The sequence below is a fragment of the Halomonas halmophila genome, from assembly GCF_006540005.1.
Lineage (GTDB): Bacteria > Pseudomonadota > Gammaproteobacteria > Pseudomonadales > Halomonadaceae > Halomonas > Halomonas halmophila.
In genome coordinates this window covers 57,285-78,179 of sequence record NZ_BJOC01000018.1, presented here as the reverse complement: position 1 = coordinate 78,179, position 20,895 = coordinate 57,285, and the positions used below count along the sequence as shown (strand labels likewise).

The following is a 20,895-nucleotide window of genomic DNA, read 5'->3' as shown; positions in this document are numbered from 1 at the left end:
CGGTGTGGTGAGGCGCGCCGCGGAGGCGCCTCATTTTGGGCAACCACGTGTATGCCGGCGCCGCCTCGACCAAATTGTAATGCACCCTCACGGAACCGCGCTCATCAGCGCATCGTAATGCTGCTGATCCGCTTGAATAAGACCTACCAATTCATCCACTACATTCTCAATATCGCAGAGCAAGTCATCATTCTGGCTAATTCCAAGCAAATTATTCGAATGGCTAAAGTGATGCAGGAGCTTCAGCACCCTCTTTGAGGTCTCAGCACCAAATATGATATCAGCGCGACGGTCCACTGATTCATCGGATGGGTACTTCGCGTAGGTATATAGCTCGACGAATCTGCGTAGTGCGTTCGGCAGCGACAGAAGCTGCTCCAAGTTAGACTTATCATCACTGGTGTAGAAGTCGTGTATGACATGCCATAAGTACTGGTACTCAGAGTTATACCGTATTATCGATGAAGGCATTGCCATGAGAGAAGACCTTTTGGCCCCCACCCGTTTTATAAAGTAAAACTTCCTGCGTGACTTATTCTTCACCGGAAGCTCTTTGGCAAGCCTAAAGAACTCAAAGTTGTGAGTCGATATAAAAAGCTGCCGAACCGTTAGCTTTGTCTTGTTGTCAGCAGAATCATGCCAAAAGAAGAATGATTTTGTTATTGCGTTAATCTGGAAGATGTGATTGCTATCCAAGCTCGATACAGGGTCATCGATATACACAATCAAATCACTTAGATCCGCGCCTTCCTTCAATTTGATAAGGAAGAATGCGTAAGCGATTGCGGTTCGCTCACCCTCGCTAAGATTCTTGGCCGGGCTGGAGTCTCGAAGCAACTGAAAACGCTCTGCGCCTTCTACACTTGTGACAGCAACCGATACATTTGATCCAATTAAGAACTTCTCTATGAATGTATTTAACTCCTCGCGCCCTTTCTGGGCGTGGCTAATCTGTGCTTCGAGTTCCGAATTTCTATCCGCTAGCTGTTTTCCAACATTGCCATACCACGACTTATGCCGAGTGAGAATCTCGATCAGCGCCTGACGGCGCGCAAGTTTCTCATCTATATAAAACTCCGCGGCAAAGTGCAGTTTCAAGGCAGATACTGCCTTGCCCTTTTCTTGGCCGAAAGAATCTGTCACCTGGTTACTCTCTGCAATCATGCTATTGACTTGCTCGACGGCTTTGGTGACGCGCTCGCCCAAGCTATCGCCAAAAGGTGGGCATTCAACCTCCTTAAAAACGGCCGCAATCTTCTCATCGATCGCAGCAATCAAAGTCTCTATAGCCGCATTGTACGAGGTTACCGCTTGCTTTAAATCCGACTGTGCTCTGTCCACGCCATCTCGGAACTGGACATAAAAATCATTCTTATGGAGGTCGGCAACCACCAGTTGCGAATTTTGCAGACCAGCCTTCTTTCGTATAAGCTCATCTTCTAAGAGGCTTACATCTTTTGAAAAATGCGACCTAAGAGACTCAATCCTCTCTGGATCAATCTGGCTTCCACAAAATTCGCATGTATTTGTGTTTTCGTGCAGTGGCAAACCTGTTCTAATCCAGTTAGCCACCGCCGTGTTTTCGGTGAGGTACCGAATGGTGTTCGACATAGCGGGCGTGCGTTTCAGAAGCTCGGAGAGCCCCTCAACCGGGTTTCTAGACTCCAAACGCAGCGTCAGTTTCTGCAGTTTAGGCAGCTTACCCTTTTCGTCAGCCGTTGCGTCTTGCTGTAGCTTTCGCTGTTCTTCCTCCGTTAAGCGATACGCTTCCGGATTATCCGAGACCTTCTCGACTGCTTGGTTAAGATGAGTAGCTGTAAATGTCTCAACGAGCTGCAGTGCCTGCCTTATGGCTTTTGCACGATCGGTTTTTTTCTGTCATATATCGTCATTCTGTCGTTTAATAGCCGCACTCTTTAGGCGGTATCCCTCTCGCATTCGTTGCAGCAGAGACTCATTCTTTGCAATCTCTTTTTGAGCTTCTATCGATTGCTGGCCGAGGAGAAGTATTGGCTCAAAAGCTCGGCCATCCCAACTAAGATTATCTTTGACAAAATCCGAATTAAAGACTCTAACTTTCTCGGACGTAGTCGAAACTGACGTTTCTGTAATCGTTGTGCTTTGATCTGTCGAGATTTCGAAGCGTGCGGCACTGTAATCAGGATGCACAGCTTGTGTCTCAATTGAACGAAGAATCCGAGACAGAGTAGTTTTTCCAGCGTAATTCCATCCATAAACAAGGTTCAGTTCCGAGAAATCCTCAACATCTGGCGGACGCGAGTAGTCGTCAAACACCCCAAAGTTCCGAATTCGCTCAATCCCTTTCAGCACACTGCGCTCCTATACGGTCGGATATCAGTACTCATAAAAGTTATCAGGGAAGCGCTGAATAAATCGCCGAGCATAGTGAAGCACCGGGTAACGAAGCGGTTTTCATGCGTAGGCATTTAAGCAGTGTTTCCTTAGATAGCATTCTCGCTTTACCACTTGAACGAGCATGCACGTTCAATCTTCTTACATCACAACACCAACTCTCTGATTTTCATAAAATTAGGTGACAGTCCCGCGATATAGTCCCAATAAAAATTTGTACTAAATATCACGGTTGAGCCATTCCATCGAGCTTACCATGCCGACCCTATCCCTGACTTCGTCACACCCTCTGCCCCTACCTTGTCGACATCGAGCGCGAGCCTTACATGGGATAGCGGCCATGCCATCGGTGAGGAACTAACCGTTCCGGGCAGTGTCTGTGGGGAAGGCTGCCGGTAGCCGTCGCTGCCGTTGAGGGGGGACTTGGCTAGCGCGGGGGTGATGATAGCGACCATGGCAGTTCCCTTGCTGGTTGGCGTCTCGGGTCAGCTTAAGTCGATTTGGTCATACTGTCACTGTTTGGAGACAAGTCGGGCTCAGCAATTCGTCTAATCTGCCTAAGCCTTTCAATTGGCGAGGATTTCGCGTCCCTCGCAAACTTGAGCTTTGGCGCTAGGGCTTCGCCCAAAATGGTGGCATGCTGGGCGGCAGAGGTTTTCGGGTTGCGCCGGTATCCGGCGCGGCGGTGAGGTCAGGCGCTGGGCGAGCAGCGCTACTGGCAGGGATATAGAGCGCGGCCCACAAATCAGTGTTTTTATCACAGGAAAATTGGCCTGCTGCACTTATTGCTTGAATCCAGTGCTGACAAATTTTGTTAGTCGCGAAGAGCATCGTCGATGAGGTCCCAACGCCCCTCGTATCGGGCAACATTCCAGAAATAGGGGGCTGCTCCTTCTTCAACAGCGACGGCCCTCACTGAGCTATCTTTTCTTTGTTGTCCTTTCTTACCTGGAGTCGAAAGCCATTCCTGGTGGCGATCGGCTACGTTATGCGCCATTTCATTGCACGGAACTATGTAGTACCTGAATGTATAATCCGACCCGGGTTCTGGAATTCCCGCAATGACCCAGAAAAACAGAGAACCATACATTCGTTCTGCTTTTTTGCCAACACTGCAAGTCTTGTTCCCGGGCACAAAGGTCTTGACTTGAATATGAGCGAACTTTGTGCCGCCACTATTGCTGCAGAGAACGTCTGTGTTAGGTGTATTTCCGAGTGTTACTACCGCAGCATATCCTCGACGACACAACTCGCCAGCTACGAAAAATTGGCTAGAATTTCCCCTATGGCTTTTTTCTCTGGTTGATGAGCTCATTGCCCTCCCCTCAGCGAGCAGCGTTTCACTTACTCGCTAACCGATAAAAGCGTATTGTTACCCAAAATGCTCTTTCCTATGGCAATTTGGGCAAAGTGCAACCGCGTTTTCAACTGTGTCATCACCTCCATCAGATAGCTGAATTTTATGATGTACTTCGAGATATGGTTTACCGTCCGACCTCTTCACAAAAGGTGCCCGTTCTCCGCATTTTTCACAGTCTCCTTTGGCGCGATGCAGAACCTCAGCTACAACGTCAGGATTCCTGACGTATACCGCAACTTTCCGCCACTCCTTTTTAGGCTCAGGGTTGGCATTTTTCAATCTTTCTTTACGTTCACTCGAGGTATCATTAACCGCGGCCTCAACGGCTTCTCCAAACTCCTCCTGACTCTTTGCATTTTCGAAATCAAAATTTGTCAAATGATTTTCGGAAATAAGCAGGACGAGATCACTAATATCCGCAGAAACCTTTAGCTCAAAGTCCTTCCAGTCACCAGGTATTAACTGTACATGGGCACGCACTGAACCTGTATTGCGGGCACTTAAAATCACATAACCTCCGGATTGCTCACCGTTAAATCGGTATTCAGCGGGTGCAAAATCGACAAATCCGGAAAACTCACCTCCATAGCCAGCTTCGAGAGTGCGAATCGCCTCAACCAACAAAGCGGATCGATCTGAATCCGCATTGATCCATTCCAGTGCTTGAGGTTTTCTATGAAGCCTTCTTGATCTAGGTCTTTGCATATTCGATTGGCTCGCTAAATGGTTAACGCCTAAGCATCACTGCAGGCTGGGAATGGCGACGCAGAAACCACAGGGAAGAGCGTCCTGCGGCCATCAACCACGAACCGCTGCCTTGTTAATCTGGGAAATTTTTAAGAACCTTGTAGGTGATACTGCTGTTATCTGCCTCCAACACCTTAATTTGAGCCCCCTTGTAACCAATGCGCTTCGATTCACTCAGGTCATATTCGACTTCATTGTTAAACGCAGGCCTTGCGGTATTATTACTAAACTCCCGATAGCCGATATTGATCTTATTTCCTACGCGGCCACTGTAGATTAAAGTTTGCTGAAAGCTATTCTTGGTTTCAGAAACCCGACCACGGCGCTCATAATCGGCATCGTAACAAGCACTGCCGCCCAGTGTAGTGATGACACAGACCTGACTCCCTTGTTCCTTACCAACCGCCAGCGCCTCAATCGGGTCAGATATAGCTCCTCTAATAACGCCTGTGGCTGAGAAAAAGTCTTGTTTATCATCAAACCCTACTTGAGGATAAATTTTGCTTGGAATATCATATAACGCACCGTCTACACGCTGTTTAATGTAAAGAACTTTCTCCTCGTAAATCACGCCTTTCTCGACCATATTATCCCCCACATAGGCTGTTACCTCTGTACCTACAGGAGGATAATTAACATCTTTGATGGCCGAAGGAGATCCATTGTACTGAACAGACGTACAGCCACTCAGCACCGAAACCAGTAAAACCATTAGCATGCGTTTCAATTAACATTTCCTTTTCTGCTGAATAGGTATTAGATACCGTTATAGTTTGCCACTTGAAAAAGCGTGGGCGTTTAATTTTCTTACGTTATGCCACCAACCCCCTGGTTTTAATTTGCTTTTTTATAATCCCGCAATATAAGACCAATAAACGCACGCCTAGATAGCACAGGTGGCCCACCACACAGGTCAGTGTCCTGCATGATGATTTGACCTTCGTTCCACTCTTTCCCTTCCTTGTCGGTATAGAGCACGTGCCTTGAGTGGGATAACGTCCAGGTCACCTGAAGGGAGTCCACCATTCCGGGCACAGCCAGTATGTAAAGACTGCCTGTAGCCGTCGCTGCCAGTGTGGGAGATTCGGCTGGCCCCGGAGGTGGAGGTGAAGGTGGCGGCCATGGCAGTTCCCTTGCTGGTTGGCGTCTCGGGTCAGCTTAAGTCGATTTACTCAACCTGTCACTATTTGGAGACAAGCCGGGCTCAGCCATTCGTCTAATCTGCCTAATCCCTTCAATTGGCGAGGGTTTCGCGTCCGTCGCAAACTTGAGCCCAAGGCGGCAGCCAGCCCGTCGAGATGCTGGGCGGCGGGGGCTTTCAGGTTGCGCCGGTATCCGGCGCGGCGGTGAGGTGAGGCGCTGGACGAGCAGCGCGGAGTGTCGGGATGCAAGGCTCAGCCAACAAAACAGTGTTTGTTTATTGACGGAAAATCACCTTTCTGAATGCGACGAATCACCACCAAAAAGAACAGTGTTTACATACTCATCCTGCTGATTTTCTTGTTGGCTTTTCATCGTTAAAGTCTTGTCAATGGCTGCTTTGCCCCTTGCCTTCGGGGGTTAAATCGACATTGTTTGTCAGGCTTTTCTTGCCGTATCGGCTGGCGCTACCTATCTTCAAATTTATTCACTTTTAGGCTGTCCGCTTCACGATAGAACAAGAGGCAAGCCGATGCCGCGCCATGCTGGTATTCCCCTGCTGGAGCTGTTCTCCGCGGTGGATCAGGTCGAGTCTGTACTGCCTCAGGCGGTGCGGGATTTCGTGGGGCGCTTCGCGGTCATCGGCCACAGCAGCCGGAGCTCGCCGGGTGCCATCATTCATCAGGGGCGCATTCAGGCGCTGGATGCGTCGCTGGATGCCGATTCCGAGGGCTTCGATGTCGGCATCGGCATTCTGTCGTTACCGCTGATTCACACCGGCATGCCGTTCCAGCTCTCGCTTGAGCGCCAGAGCATTGCCGACAATCTGGAACCGGCGCCCGATGCCTGGCAGCTTGATCTCTTCCTGGCCGATTTCAGCCTCAGCGTCGATGGCCTGCAGCCGGCCCTGTTCGTCGAGGAAACCGGCACCACGCCACGGCACCTGCTGCGCGACCCGAACAACGACACGGTGCGCATCACCGGCTCGGCGGTGTTGCGGCTCCAGAAGAACGCCGGCAGTTCCGATGTCGACTTCCTGTTCATCGACCAGCCCGATCCGTTCGACCCGACGCTGCAGTCCGGCGCGGTGGTGTCGGTGAACTTCACCCCGCCCCACTTCTTCCTCGGTTCGTCGGAAATTGGCCTGTCGGTCGGCAAGCTGACCTTCGATTTCTCTTCCAGCTACTCGCCCACGGAAGTGCTGGAGCGCAATCAGGGACCGGCCTGGATGGGCCTGGCCATTCGCGAGGCCACCGTCTACGCGCCGCGCAACACACCGGTGATCGGCGATCTGTCCGGCGGCGTCAAAGACCTGCTGATCGGTCGCCCGGCCGGCATCCAGGGCGAGTTCGAGTTGCAGTTCGGGCGCACGGCCCTGGACCCGGCCACCTTCCAGTTCGAGCAGCAACCCGACGGCGAGAACCGCCCGGTCGACATGAGCGACCGCTTCCCGCGGGTGATCTTCGAAGGCAGCCCGGATGAGCGCGTCAGCTTTCACGCCGGCCTCAACGCCCCGGCGCCGCCGGACGGTGGCAGCTTGCCTGACGACGACCTCCCGGAATGGACCGCCATCTGGACCTGGCCCGACCGCGAGGACGAGGAAGGTGACAGCTCCAGCGGCAGCGTCGGCCGGAATGAGGTGCTGACCGTCCAGCCCGTCGAGATATTGACCATCGACGGCCAGGAAAAACGCTTCAAGCATCCGCCCTTCACCTTCCGCTTCATCCCCGCCGGCGATCCGCCGAGCATTGCCGTGATCACCAGCGTCGGCGAACGCCTCACCAATGTCGTCCAGCTCAACGGCACCATCGCGGAGATCGAGCCCCTGATCCTGGAAGCGGTCTCCAACACCGCCGACCCGAGCACGAGCGAGTTCGACTGGAGCATCGAGGCCAATGGCAGCAGTGCCACGGGCGCCACTTTCAGCCCCGATCTGACCGGCCTGGCGCCGGACCGTGACGGCCACCTCTTCGTGCGTCTGCGCGAGAAGGTCGATGGCGAGGATGGCCACCGTGTGGCGCGCCTGCATCTCAAGCTGACCGAACGTACGCCGCTGTTGATCGGTTGCCAGAACGGTGTCTTCGACGCCGCCGACGTCAGCACCCCGCTGGACCTGGTCGCAGTCGAGAAAACCTTCGATCTCTCGGACTTCCACGCCCGGGGCGACTTCACCGATCGGCTGGTCAGCGCCATGCTCGACGCCTCCCCGGCCGGCGTCAGTGTACCCAACGACGGCCTGGCGCGGGTGGTCATCGGCGATGGCAGCGGCCCGCCGCCAGCCGAGGATGCCCGCGACGACCGCCATGTGCAGATCCTCATGGAGTTCGAAAAGAACACCCCGCTGAAATGGGGCAAGCACACTCCCAAGGACGTCCATAGCGCGTCGGGCGCCGCCAATATCCATCAGCAACTGCTCGTCTGGGCAAGCAAGTATCCCGGCGCCGATTTCCTGATCGTCGGCCGTACCGATGATCTGAATTTCGGTGAACCCGGCCCCGCCGCGGCCCAGGGCAATATCACCCTGGCCCGCGACCGCGCCGACAAGGCCCACGAGTTTTTGACCACGCCCACCGCCGGCCGGACGGCGATAGAGAGCAGCCGGATCGTGCGCCGCGGTGAGCACAGCGACTGGGATGCGGCCAACAGTGACGGCGACAGCCTGGAAGAGAGCGCCGACATCAACCTCGCCCCGGCCGAGAAATCGGAAGCCTTCGGCGACTCCAACTTCGCGCTGGGCTGGTTGATTCGCCACCAGCTGGAGCGCCGTGGCTGGGAGATGGAGCAGGATTCGGCGCATCCCTATGAGCCGAAACGCCAGGCCTACCGTCGGGCCGATATCTACGCGATTGGCGGCACCCCGGAGAACGATGAGATTCAAACGCCCGATAACCCGGGGGACAGCGCCACCCTGCGCCGCTCGCTGGTGCCGGCACCGGGTCGCGACCCGGCCGCGGTACCGCCCAGGGCCGCCGCCATCGACTACCGCGTCAAGCTGCGCTTCGTCTGGGACAGCCCCACGGTCACCCGCTGGGAAGACGCGGTGCCGACGCTGGCCGAAGCCGAATTCGTCTGGTCGCCCACCGAGCTGCCGCTGCCGGCCATCAATGGTGAAGCCGTCGAAGCCAGTCGCGAGACGCTGACCATCCACGCCCAGTGGATCCACGATGTGCGCACGGGCTTTACGCGCACCACGCTCGGCATCCGCTCCGACGGCGACCCGGACGGCCTGGTATCCACCGAGCAGAAGAACCTGACCGCGGCGCTGGCCTTCGGGCCGATGCTGCTTTCCGGCGTCGATTCCGAGACCGAGATGGTCGAGGCCGGCGCCCGCGTCGCCGCGCTGATCGCCGCGGCGGCCTTTGCCGATGTGCCGCTGGGCGGCAGCGACCCGCTGGTTGGCAACGGCTCGAAGACCGCGCTGATCGCCGTCGAGGCCGAGGCGCAGACCCGTGCCATCAGCGATGCGGCGGCGGACTACCAGGTCAAGCTGACCAGCGACTACACCTGCACGCTGCACATCAATGGCGGCGCACTCGGCATCAGGACCGCCGCCGACCGGCCGATGAAGATTCGCTACAAGGGCGTCGGCTTCGAGTTCGACAACTCGCAGGAGGGCTGGGACAAGATCGGCCTGGCCTTCGATACCAGCCGCATGGAGATCGAGGACCCCGGCAAGTGGCAGATCGACGGCGTCCTCGGCAACCTGCTGCGCATCGTCGAGGTGGCCATGGGCCGCGGCTCGCTGTGGATCGAGGGGCGCATCGCCGTGGCCCTGAACATCGGCGTGGTGGAAATCTCCGAGGCCATCATCCGGCTCACCTTCGAGGACGGCAGCCCGCTGCCGACTTTCGAGCTGCGCGGCTTCGTGCTCAAGGCCGACGTACCGGCCGTGCTCACCGGCGTGGGTCGGCTGCGCATCGAGGATGGCGGCGTGATTCGCGCCGGGGTCGATGCCGACATCATCCCGCTGGACCTCAAGGCCAGCGCCGCCCTGGCACTCTCCCAGGAGACCGACCCCAACGACGAACCCTACACCTTCCTCAGCCTGGCCGTGGGCGTGCAGTTCTCCACGCCGCTGCCGTTGCTGCAGACCGGCGCCGCCCTGTACGGCATGAAGGGCATGTTCGTGATGAACGGCGAGCGCGACATCCCCGCCGAAACCGACGACCCGGTCGGCCGCGAGCTGGATTGGTGGGGCGAGCGCCCGGAAGACAAGTACCGGGCACTCAAGGGCCAGTACGCGCTGGGTGTGGGCGTAGTGGTCGGCACGCTGCCCGATGTCAGCTTCTGCTTCTCGGCCTCGGGCATGGTGGTGGTCGGCTTCCCCGACCCCGAGGTGATCCTCGGCGTCGACGTCAAGGTCATCGAGGTGCCGAACACCACGGTCAGTGACCAGGGCTCGTCGGAAGGCGCGATTACCGGGCTGATCGTCATCGACGACGAGGCCGTCACCGTGGCCGTGTCGGCTCAGTACAAGATCCCTAAGGTGCTCGAGGTCAAGGTACCGTTCGGGGCCTACTTCCCCTATGACGGCGACGGCACCTTCGTGCGCCTGGGCTGCGATGGCCAGACCGAATTCGGCCGACACGGCGAACCCATCACCCTGACCCTGCTGCCCGGCACGCTGGACGTGCAGGCCTGGGCCTACCTGATGATCGAGCAGGGCGGCCTGGAATCACTGGGCGGCGATCCGCGCTTCTCCTTCGATGGCTTCGCGGTGGGCTTCGGCGCCGGCTGGGGCATCGACTGGAGCGCCGGGCCCATCAGCCTCTCGGCCTCGGCCAAGGTGCTGGTCGGCTTCGGCACCAAGCCGCTGCTGATCAAGGGCGGCGTGTTCGTCGCCGGTGAGCTGGATCTGGTGGTGCTGTCGATCTCCGCCCGCGGCGAGCTGATCCTGACCTACCTCGACCCGCCGGATCAGAGCGCCCTGCTGCGCCTGGACGGCGAATTCTGCGGCGAGGTCGACCTGTTCTTCTTCTCCATCAAGGGCTGTGTCGGCGTCAGCATTGGCGATGACCTGGAGGCGTTGACGCCGCCGGAACCCGAGCCGCCGATCGCCTCGGTCTCGCTGACCGACCGCCGCGATCGCATCATGGGCACGGCGGCGCCGATCGGCACGGCGATTGCCGCCGAACCGCTGTTCGACCTCGACGAGGAAGGCATCAACCAGGGTGCTTCGCCGGACGACAACCATACCGTCTGGCCGGATACCGCGCCGGTGCTGCATTTCAGCCACTTCATCGCCAATGGTCTCGGGAGTTCGGCTCAGTTCGCCCCCGGCGATGCCCAGGCCCCGCCGCGCTGGTTCGGCAGCAGCCGGCTCAAGTACGCCTACCGGCTCGACAGCCTGCAACTGCGCCGCAAGCGTGATGGCCAACTGGTCGGCGAAGGCGCTCAGCTCGACTCGGTGTGGATGAGCAGCCCCTACCGCCAACCGGTCAGCGGGGCCGACAACCCGGAACCCAGCGAGCACGAAGGCCCCAACCTGAAGCTGCTCGACTGGAATCCGTGGAACTGGGTGCTGAACCTGCCGGGGGACGACGCCGGCGACGGCCTGGCCGGCGACCCGGCCGAGGAAGTCAGCAATCTCTGTGAGCCGGTGCCCGAAGCACGGCGCGCCTGTGTGTTCGGCCGTGCCGCCACCGGGCTCGGCTGGCAGCGTGTACAACTGCGCCAGGAAGAGCGGACCGAGCCGCCCTACCCGAGCCATTTCCATCTAACGGCCGAGCCGCTGCTGCGCAGCGGCGGCAGTGTCTACCGGCGCCGCGACCTGCAAACCCTGCTGAGTCTCATCGCCGCCCACCTGATCCCGGGCCGGCTGCAGTCGCTGCCGTTCCCGGTCAGCGTCGCCGGCACCGCGCTGCAACGCGGCTACCGGCTGCCTTCGGCCCAGCGCAGCGTCGAGGGCGGCCAACTGGCCCTGCCGCTACCCTGGGAAGCCCGCTTCGACCGTGAGCTGGCCAGGCCGCGCGTCACCCTGGTGGTCTGTGATGCACCCGGCCAACCCGGCCGCACGCAAAAGCAATGCATCGACTTCGGCCAGTTGCGCCCCAGCGGCAAGAGCACCCGCACCCGCATCGACGGCATCGAGGTGGTCGCCCTCGATGCGGACCAGCCGTTTATCCTGACCGACTCCGTCGACGCCCAGCGCTTCCGCCCCGGCCGGGATCAGCAGACCGATATCACCTTCCCCGCGACCGGTATCGAGTTGCGTCTGGCGTCGCCGAGCCTGCAGGTCGAGCTGCGGCTGATGACGTTCAACCAGGCCGATATCAAGGTTAGTGCGCTGGATGCCAATGGCCGCAGCGTGGCCAGCGAGACTGTCAGCGGGCCGGTCAATGTGCCCCTCACGGCACACCTCAACGCGTCCAGCGGCATTGCCCGCGTGCAGATCACCGGCGGCAGCCAGCGCGACGTGCTGTTCGGCTTCTGCTTCACGGCCACGGCCGAGGTCGATGAACCCGACGACCAGGCCTGCGAGTCCTTCCTGCGCCTCAAGCCGCGCCGCGAGGGGCTATCCGAGTTCAAGCACGCCAATATCCGCTTCACACCGCTGAAGGCTGACGAACAACTGCGCCTGGTCGATGCCGTGGACCAGAACGGGCCAACACCGGTGGCCGGCAGCGACAGAAGCGCCGAGATCAACTTCCCCGACTCCGGCCTGCACATCGAGCTGCCCAACCGCTGCCGTGCCGTCGAACTATGGATCATGCTGTTCAACAGCAGACCGGTGAAGGCCGAGGCGTACGACAGTGGCGGCAATAGCGTCGCCGGCGGCCATACGCCACCCGACCAGCGTCAGGCGCACCGTGTGCTGCTCAACGCCGGCGACAGGGGCCACATCAGCCACGTGAAGCTGACCGGCGGCGCCGGCGAAGCGGTGCTGCTGCGCATCTGCTGCCGCTCGCTCCCTAAGTGGGTCAGCACCGATACACCACCACTCACCCATGCCACCCATGCCACGGCCATCGACGCCCTCACACACGACGACCCGGCGGCCGCGTCACTGGCCGCCTTCATCAGCGGGCGTAGCGACACGGCACCGACGCAGACACTGGTGCGCGGCATGGTCGGCGAAGACGTGGATGCCCAGTGGCCCGGCCGAGTCCTCGATGAACGGCGTGAAAAGGGCCGGCGCTGCCAGGTGATCGAATACAGCCCAGCCAGCGACGCTGCCGGCCCCTGGAACGGCTTCCAGATCCACGCGCCGCCGGGCAAGCAGGTCAGCGTGCTGGCCGTCTGCGGCACCGATCAGGTCATGGTTGAGCGCCGGCAAAACGATGCCGAAAATCGCGAGCGCCGCCGCAACACCACCGAGGACCAGGCCGGCCAGCCGCCTGATCAGCGCCGTGCCCTGGTGCTCGATCCCGGTGAAGAGTACGAGCTGGAAGCCCGCTGGTCGTGGCAGGCCTGGCAAGCCAATGAAGATGGCACCAACGAGCCACCGTCCACGCCGCCGAGCGACCAGTGGACGCCGGCCGCCGCGCCGCAGCGCTTCCACTTCGCCATTGCCGACGAGCAGCCGGCCGACAACAGCCCGCAGGACGGCCTCAACGAGCACCTGTTCGATGTGCGCGACATCAGCCGTCACCTGAGTGCCGTGGAGCCGGCGGATGGCCGCGCCTGCCACTTCCTCGACGACGCTCTGTGGGTACATTTCGACGCCGGCCACATGCAACAGCTGGCCGAGCTGTATGGCCGCGAGCTGACGCTGGAAGTGCGTCGCACCGATCCGCAGCCCCCACTCGGCCCGGCTTCTCTGGCTGACAGGCTGGCAGCGTTGCCCGGTGTATTCGGCTGGAGCCACAGCCCGCCGCAACTGCTCGAGCCCGGCTATCAGCGCATCAACGCGGCCGCCGCCGCAGCACCTTGCCTGCCGGACGCCCCCGTCGTCGGCGGCGCCTCGCTGCACGCCCGGTTCCCGCTCGAACCACAGGCCATGTATGACTTCAGCCTGGTCGCGCCGCGCCAGGGTGCCAGCGGCGACGCAAACGATGCGCCCACCGTCAGCGCCACGCGGTTTGTCACCTCGCGCTACGCCAACCCGCGGCAATTGCTGGAACACCTGGGCTATTACCCGGGCGACCCGGCGCCGTACCGGCCGGACGACATCATCCTGCCCGCCGGCGCGACCCTGCCCGGTGGCGCGGAAGAAGTCTCCGACAGCCTGTTCGACGAGCTGCTGCGTGAAATGGAGGCCGATACCCTGCCGCTGCCGAGCGACAAGCCAGCAAGTTATGTGGTCTGGCGCCAGGACGGTGCCCAGTGGCGCATCGAGGGCCTGCTGGTCGACAGCCTCGAGCCGCTGATGCGCACCACCAGCGTGTTGCAGGACGACGACCGAGCCGAGCTCGTCACCCGTTGCGACGTGCGCCGCGCCGAGGTGGATGGCCACAGCCTGTCGTTGCATCGCAGCAACGAGCGCCGCACACGGATATTCCTCCAGGCCGACAGCCCCTTCACGCTGGCGGCCGGCAGCCACACGCTGCGCCTCGACATGGACACCAGCGACGGCATGCTGCGCGGTCGCCGACGCCTGAGTCACCGGCCGGCCATCATGGAACGGGAGGGCTTCTGATGAGCGACTTCGTAACGCCGTACCTGTTCAATGCCCATGCGCTGCCGGTCGACAGCGACGAGCCACATGCTCAGCCCGGCAACCACCTGCGGGTGCACCATCATCCGTTGCTGGGCCTGCCGGTGGCGCCCTTCCTGGTGGCGCGTGCCTCGGTCGACAACCTCAAGCTGCTCAACACGCGCAACGATGCCCGCTTCTACCTCAACATCGACAGCGACAACCAGCAGGAGCTGCTGCCGCCCTTCAACGTCACCCCGGAAAGCCCGGTCACCGCGGTGATCAGCCTGGCGGCGGGCGATACCTGCCTCTGGGCCCAGGTCGAGGCGCAGTCGATGGCTGAGCTCAAGCCGCAGGCGCCTGGCGACCCAACGCCGCCGGTCACCGATGCCGAGCCGATACCGTTCAACCCGATCCCGTTCAATCCGATACGCCCACGTCCCGGCGTGGTACGACCGGGGGGCTCGCGGCCAACACTTCCCGATAACCGCTTTACCGAGCGCTTTACACGCCGCCCGTTGCCCTTCTTCAACCGCGAGCGCTGGCGGATTCCCGAGATCGACCCCGACCTGCTGAGGCGCAACCGCAAACTGACCTGCGAGGCCTTCGTCGACTCCGCCGCCGGGCCGGCCACGATCGGCCGCCGCTCCGCCTATCGCTATGCCTTTTCCGGCCCCGGCATTACCCGGATTCGCATCACCGGCTGGGGGCAGGTAAGCGGCATGCGCTGGATCGAGGCGCAAGACGAGCAGCGGCTCGAGTACGAACCCTGCGCCATCATGAACCTGCCCCATGAAGGCGGCGCGCGCTATCTGCCGATCCACGACGCCTTGGCGCTAGCCGATCAGCGCGTTGCCGAGCAGGCTCCCAAGCGCCGTCCGCTGCAGGAAACCCATGATACGCCGGCCCCGGCGGCGGCACCGCTGGCCGACGCCAACTTCGAACGCAAACGGGTGGAGTCGCTGAGTGCCACGGCGGTGGCCGACCTGGAACCACTGATCAACGACCTGAGCCAGTTGCAACGCGACCAGCTGGTCGACGAAGACTTCTTGGACGCACAGGGCAAGAAAGTCGGCGCCAGTTCCATCAGCCGTCTGGGCCGGGTTATGCAGATGCTGGCCGACCCCGGCACCGCCAGCCGGCTCGGCTACAAGTGGCGCGACGATACTTACCCGGAAAACGAGGAGCGGGTGGTCTTCTACCGGGTGTTTGGCTTCTTCGCCGAACCACTACCCAGCCGACGCCAGGACGAGCGGCCCGCCGAAGACTTTCTGGTCGAGGGCATGATCAATGCATTGCCGCCACAGCACCGCCGCTGGTCGCGCCACCAGTTGCTCAAGGCGCTGGCTTCACAGTTCGGCGACGACCTGCCCCTCACCCACGCCACCCGGCGCAGCCCGCTGTCAGGCGTGAATGCCGAGGCGCTGGACAAGCTGGAAGATCACGAGCGTTACTTCGGCGTCTCCAGCATCGCCATTGCCGACCGCGGCGCCCCGCTGGACCCGCTGAGCCCACCGCAGTTGCCGGCCCCGGAGGAGACGCCGCCACTGCGCGACAACTGGCTGCCGGAAACGCCGCCGACCGCCCGCCGCGAAGTGATTGTCGATATCCGCAAGAGTCGCGTCGGTGGGCTGCTGGCCGCCGGCAAGCGAGCGCCGGCCTCTGCGCCCGGTGCCGTTTACCGGCAACTGAACAAGGCTAACGCCGAGGGCTTCCACCTGCCGCTGGTGCTGGCGCTGAACAGCGATGACGGTACCCAGCCCCCGGACCCGGAGCCCGGCAGCGGCTTCGTCGCCGATCGCCAGGCCGGCCCCGAGGCCATCCGCTACTTCATCGCCGAGCAGGACCGCTTTGGCCGCTGGTCGAACTGGGCGCGCCGCGAGCACCGCAAAGGCGAGCGGCCGCTGCCACCGCGGCCCGAGTTCCAGGCCTACTACCGCCAGCCGGCCATCGAGGACGCCGCCACCCAGGGCGGCAGTGTGCTGGTCAAGGTCATGGTGCCGGATGCCGAGTCGCTGGCACCGGGCAGCCACCTGCTGCAGACCCTGCGCGTGTTCCGCGTCGACGAGGTCGACGGCAGCCTGGCCCCGCTGGACGCCGCCGAGGCCGACAAGCAGGTGCATCCGGACGACGAAGGTGCCGACGAGCAACGCTTCCTGCTCGACCTGCGCTGGACCGGTCCGATCCTCGCCGCCACCGAGCAGCGCACCCTGCGGCTGACGGCGCGCTGGATCGATACCCAGGGCCGCCAGTCCGAGGCGTCGACGCCGACCACCCTGCGGCTGGTCGATCCGCGCCCGCCCGCGCCCGTGCCGGTCCCCGACGCACTGCAATACGCCGCTCGGCCGGACGTGACCGGCCTGTGCTGGGTGGAATACCGCTGGAGCCCGCAGCCGGGCCAGCACCATTTCGGCGTCTACTACAGCGACGAAAACCGGCTGCGCAGCCACCTCGACGAGCTCAACCGCCAGGACCTGCTCGACGACCTGGATGCCGCCGACAACGCCGCCGCCCGCGCCACCATCTTTCGCACCAACGAGGCGCTGTTCCCCGACTTCCTGTTCGAGCGCCTGCGTGAGGTCAACGTGGCCTTCAACTCCGGCGAGCGGGGCTTTCGTCATGCGGTTTCCGGCAGCCTGCGGGTTCTCAACTTCTACAAGGTCACGGCCGAGGCCGAAAGCGGCGCCAAGCCGGTGCTCAGCGACGTGCCGATGATCGTCTACGGCGTGCCCAATGCCGACCCGCCGCCGCGGCCCACCGTGCAGGTCACACCGGTGGCCGCCGAGGCCGGCGAAAACCCGCTGGTGGCCGAGGTGAAGATCAAGCTGCTGACCGGCACCACCCAGGGGCTGAACTGGCGATTGCGCCGCAGCTCGGTCAGCACTCAGACGCTGGCCAGTGTGCCCATCGTCGCCACCGGGGCCATGGGCAAGGTCGACGAGGCCAGCGGCCGCCAGCAGGCGACCTACCGCGACGACGGGCCGGTGCAGATCGCAGCCCACGCCCAGCTGCGCCCCTGGGTGCGCTATAGCTGGATCGCCGAGGTTCAGGGCGCACCGGAATCCGGCTCCGAAGCCGCCGGCCAGGCCGTTCCGGGCCTGTGGAGCCGGCCTTCGGACCCGTTCAGCCTGGTACTGCTGCCGGAACAGCCACCGGCGCCGCCCAGCATCGATGATGTGCAGGGCCAACCCTCCGGCAGCGACCGCCGCCGGGTGCAGATCACCTTCAGCCATCCGGATGAGCTCTCCGGCGGCAGCGTCGGCAGTTACCGGCTACGGCTGTCGCGACGCCTGACAAGCGGCGCCCCCCTGGAACTGCTACGCGATGAGACTATCAGCGGCAGCGGGCCCTTCGTCATCCACGATGAAGCCAGCGACAGCACGCCGGTGCCGGAGGGTACCGAATACCGGATCGAACTGATCGACCCCTTGGGTCGCACCAGCGATCCCAGCCTGGCGGTCGTCACCTAGGAGCCTTGTCATGGTCGATCTCGTCCCCGCCCCCGATACACTCGGCCTTTCTTCCCCGGCCCTGGGCCCCTGGTTCGGGCACAGCGACACCAACGTCACCCTGCCGACGCTGCCACTGCCCGATGCCAACCTGTCGCTATCACTGTCGCTGGGCACCGATATGCAATGGCGCACCCCGGCGGTTGCCACCCGTTCCTACCTGTTTGCCAGCGACCCACGGCCGCCGGCCCTGCGCGGTCTGCGCCAGGAAGACGGCAGCCAAGCCTTCACCGAGGGCAATCTGGTGGTGCTGCTGACGCTGTTGCCGGAAGCCGAACTGCGGCTGTGGTCGCTCAGCCAGATCATCTCGTCGCCCGATGGCAGCCCCGCGCCGCCGGCCAACCAGCCGGCACGCCCAAGGGTGCGCTGGCTGGCCATGGAAGTGCCTGCTGCCAGCGCCGGCAGCATGGCCGATATCGAGAACCTGCGTGAAGCTGACCTGCCGACCGATCTCAGCAGCGACGCCGACAAGGCGGCCTTTCTCGGCCTCGACAGCAGCGCCGGCCTGGCCAATGCCAAAGAGCCCGTGCACGAGCTGCGCCAACCGGAGACGCCCAGCGCCGTGGTACTGCAGAACCGCAGCGGCACCGTGCTGAACGTCAAGCTGTGGTGCTTCGACTACCGCGGCCGAGCACTGGACCCCGGCGCGGTGGCCAACTGGTGGACCTTCATGGCCCAACCCGGTAACTGGGACAACCTCTGGGCCGACGATGAAGAGACCGCCCCACTCACCGCGGCGGTCGCGGCCGGGCGCGTGGTGCACCTCACCAATGCCCACGAAGGCCCCATCGACCCGCCGCTGCTCAATCGCCTGAACCTTGGCGACCTCAACCAGACCGCCGGCTCCACGGCGCTTTACCAGGCCGCCGCCAACCCGGCCATCACCCTGACCCCGGCGGCCAATGCCGACACCGACAGCGCCTCAGCGCGGCGCGCAACACCGCCGCCAACCCCGTGCTGGCCACCAGCGACGCCGTCACCGGTCAGATCATGACCACGCTCGACGCCGCCGCCAACGGCATCGCCATGGCACCGGTCATAGACCGGCTGTGGGGCCAGACCAACCCGCCGGCGGACTTCGGCACCGACGACCTGCCGGACACGCTCGACTTCAGCGTGCGCGCCCTGGCCGGCGAGGGTCAGGCCTCCGCCGGTGGCTCGGTCGCCGAGCAGCGCGTGGCCGTGCACTTCGAGGGCTCGCTGCCCCCGGGTGGCTGGGTGCGCCTGTGGACCCACGGGCTGGATACACAAAGCGGCCGCCGCTTCCGCCAGCACGGCGGCGCCGCGCTGGCTGATGCCAATGGCGATGCCTGGCTGGTAGTGACCCTGCCGGACGGGGCCGCGGCCCCCACTGACCCGGATGCCGACCCGGTGCCGCTTTCCTGCGATGCGCTGGTCATTGCCGATGGCCAGAGCCGCTACTACCCCGAGCTGCGCTTCGATCGTCCGGCCACCATCGACGGCAGCCAGCTTAGCCTGGCCGCCCCGCCCGACATCCCCGCCGGCATCACGCTGTGGCTGTGCGAACAGGGCGCGGCCATGAACCGTGGCACCGGCCAGTACGCCAGTGGCCAGACCCTGCTGGCCATCCCCGACGATGCCAACGCCGCCCCGCAACGGGTCGACCTGGCCAGCCTCGACGCCAGCGACCTGGCCGCCAACACCCTGCCCAATGCCGCCAGCGCCGGCGATACGCTGGTCGTCACCGAGCCCGCCTTTGGCCAGACACCGGACGGCGACCTCGAAGCGGCCGACAGCGCGGCCACTCTGGTCAAGCGCGAGCGCAATGGTCTGAGCGAAGTGGCGACCATGGGCCGTCCGGCTCCCTCCCAGGAGCGCCGCGAACTGGCCGCCTACGATGCCGAGGGGGCCAGCGGCGTCATCGGTGCCACACCGGGGCGCGCCGCCTACCACGAGTCACCGCCCATGCAGCTCGGCCACCCCGGCGTACCCGCCGCCGCGGAAATCCACGGCCCCGGCGCAGCCCTGGCCGGCCCCGCCGCCGATGCCCTGCGTCAGCCCATGGCGGAGCGACGCGCCGACAACCTGCTCGACTTCGTCACCCAAACCAGCGCACCGCTCACCGCCACCCCGGACCCGGGCGGCACCACCACCTGGGCGGCCGTGCTGGAAACCGGCACCTACGGCGTGGCCGGCGATGCCGCCATTCGCGCACTCCTGGCCAACAACCCCGGCTTTCAGCCCGGCCAGAGCTGGCTGAATCTCAAGAGCCAGATCGAGGCCGCCGTGCAGAACCAGACCGGCCAGCCGGTCGACCTGGATACCATCATCGACACGAACACTTTCGACGATGACGCCCTGGCCGCCGCCCTAGACCGCATAATCCTCAACACCCGCGACGGCAGCGCCCACTTCGCCACTGCCCTGCAGGCCGCCATCGAACGCGCCGAGGACTTCCTCTACCTGGAGACCCCGGCCATCGACGCCCTGACGGCCAACCCCGGCAGTATTGACCTGCTTGGCGCCATCCAGGCGCGCTGGACCGAGCGGCCCGAACTGCGCGTGCTGCTGTGCGTACCGGAAAAATACCTGCCGGACCAGACCGCCAAGCTGGAGGATGTGCGCAGCGCCGGTGTGCGCGCCGCCCTGAGTGCCCTGCGCACGGCGGGTAGCGACCGCGTGCAGCTGTTTTCCCCCGTGGCCGGCCCCGGCCGGCCCGGCTACCTGGCCAGCACCAGCGTGATCGTCGACGACGCCCTGATGCTCACCGGCAGCACCCACCTGTGGCGCCGCGGCCTGACCTTCGACAGCTCACTGGCCGTCGGCCTGTTCGACGAAAACGTCGCCGTCGGCCGCCCCGCGGCAGTGCGCGCCGCCCGGCAACAACTGCTCGCCAATGCCCTCGGCCTGCCGCTGAACTTCCTGCCCGACGACCCGGAAGACTGCCTCGACGCCATCACCCAACTCAACGCCAGCGGCGGCCTCGGCCGCGTCGATCCCGGCGCCTACCTCACCGGCGGCGACAACGCCCCGAGCAGCACCGACATGGACATCTGGAACCCCAACGGCCGCCCCAACGGCACCTCGGACTGGCTGACCTTCTTCGCCGCACTAACCGGCGACGCCTCCACCGAACTCAACAACGCCATTCGGTAGCCGAGAGACTCAGCGGGATGGCAATTGGCGAACATTGGGGCGCAAGCAACCTTCCAAATGACCGACGCTTGCTG

Annotated in this window: 6 protein-coding genes and 1 pseudogene; 4 read left to right on the top strand and 3 right to left on the bottom strand. The window is 62.7% G+C overall.

Features of this window, described 5'->3' with window-relative positions; genetic code table 11:
• Positions 1–87: 87 nt before the first annotated feature.
• The 3 genes and pseudogenes from HHA01_RS06530 to HHA01_RS06515 all read right to left on the bottom strand — a co-directional run bounded on the left by HHA01_RS06530 (position 88) and on the right by HHA01_RS06515 (position 5,207).
• Positions 88–2,295: pseudogene (locus tag HHA01_RS06530) on the bottom strand (AAA family ATPase).
• A 1,450-nt stretch (positions 2,296–3,745) separates the two neighbouring features.
• On the bottom strand, positions 3,746–4,438 hold the full coding sequence (locus HHA01_RS14995; RefSeq protein WP_141318919.1) for an HNH endonuclease: 693 nt from the start codon (positions 4,436–4,438) through the stop codon (positions 3,746–3,748).
• A 115-nt stretch (positions 4,439–4,553) separates the two neighbouring features.
• A complete protein-coding gene (locus HHA01_RS06515; protein ID WP_141318916.1) occupies positions 4,554–5,207 on the bottom strand; it encodes a hypothetical protein in 654 nt (217 codons plus the stop codon).
• Positions 5,208–6,152: 945 nt separating this feature from the next.
• Between HHA01_RS06515 and HHA01_RS06510 the strand changes: the two genes are divergently transcribed.
• From HHA01_RS06510 to HHA01_RS06495, 4 genes are read left to right on the top strand one after another with little or no spacing between them, the layout of a single operon-like run.
• Complete coding sequence (locus tag HHA01_RS06510; protein WP_141318914.1) at positions 6,153–14,198, top strand: hypothetical protein; 8,046 nt, start codon at positions 6,153–6,155, stop codon at positions 14,196–14,198.
• Positions 14,198–17,665: a hypothetical protein gene (locus HHA01_RS06505; RefSeq protein ID WP_141318912.1), complete on the top strand. Its 3,468-nt coding sequence runs from the start codon at positions 14,198–14,200 to the stop codon at positions 17,663–17,665. Before HHA01_RS06510 ends, HHA01_RS06505 begins: the two co-directional genes overlap by 1 nt.
• 10 nt (positions 17,666–17,675) lie before the next feature.
• Positions 17,676–18,698 (top strand): hypothetical protein, encoded by a 1,023-nt coding sequence (locus tag HHA01_RS06500; RefSeq protein ID WP_141318911.1) that lies wholly within the window; start codon positions 17,676–17,678, stop codon positions 18,696–18,698.
• Positions 18,695–20,821, top strand: coding sequence for a phospholipase D-like domain-containing protein (locus HHA01_RS06495; RefSeq protein ID WP_141318909.1), 2,127 nt, complete (start codon positions 18,695–18,697; stop codon positions 20,819–20,821). Before HHA01_RS06500 ends, HHA01_RS06495 begins: the two co-directional genes overlap by 4 nt.
• Positions 20,822–20,895 lie beyond the last annotated feature (74 nt).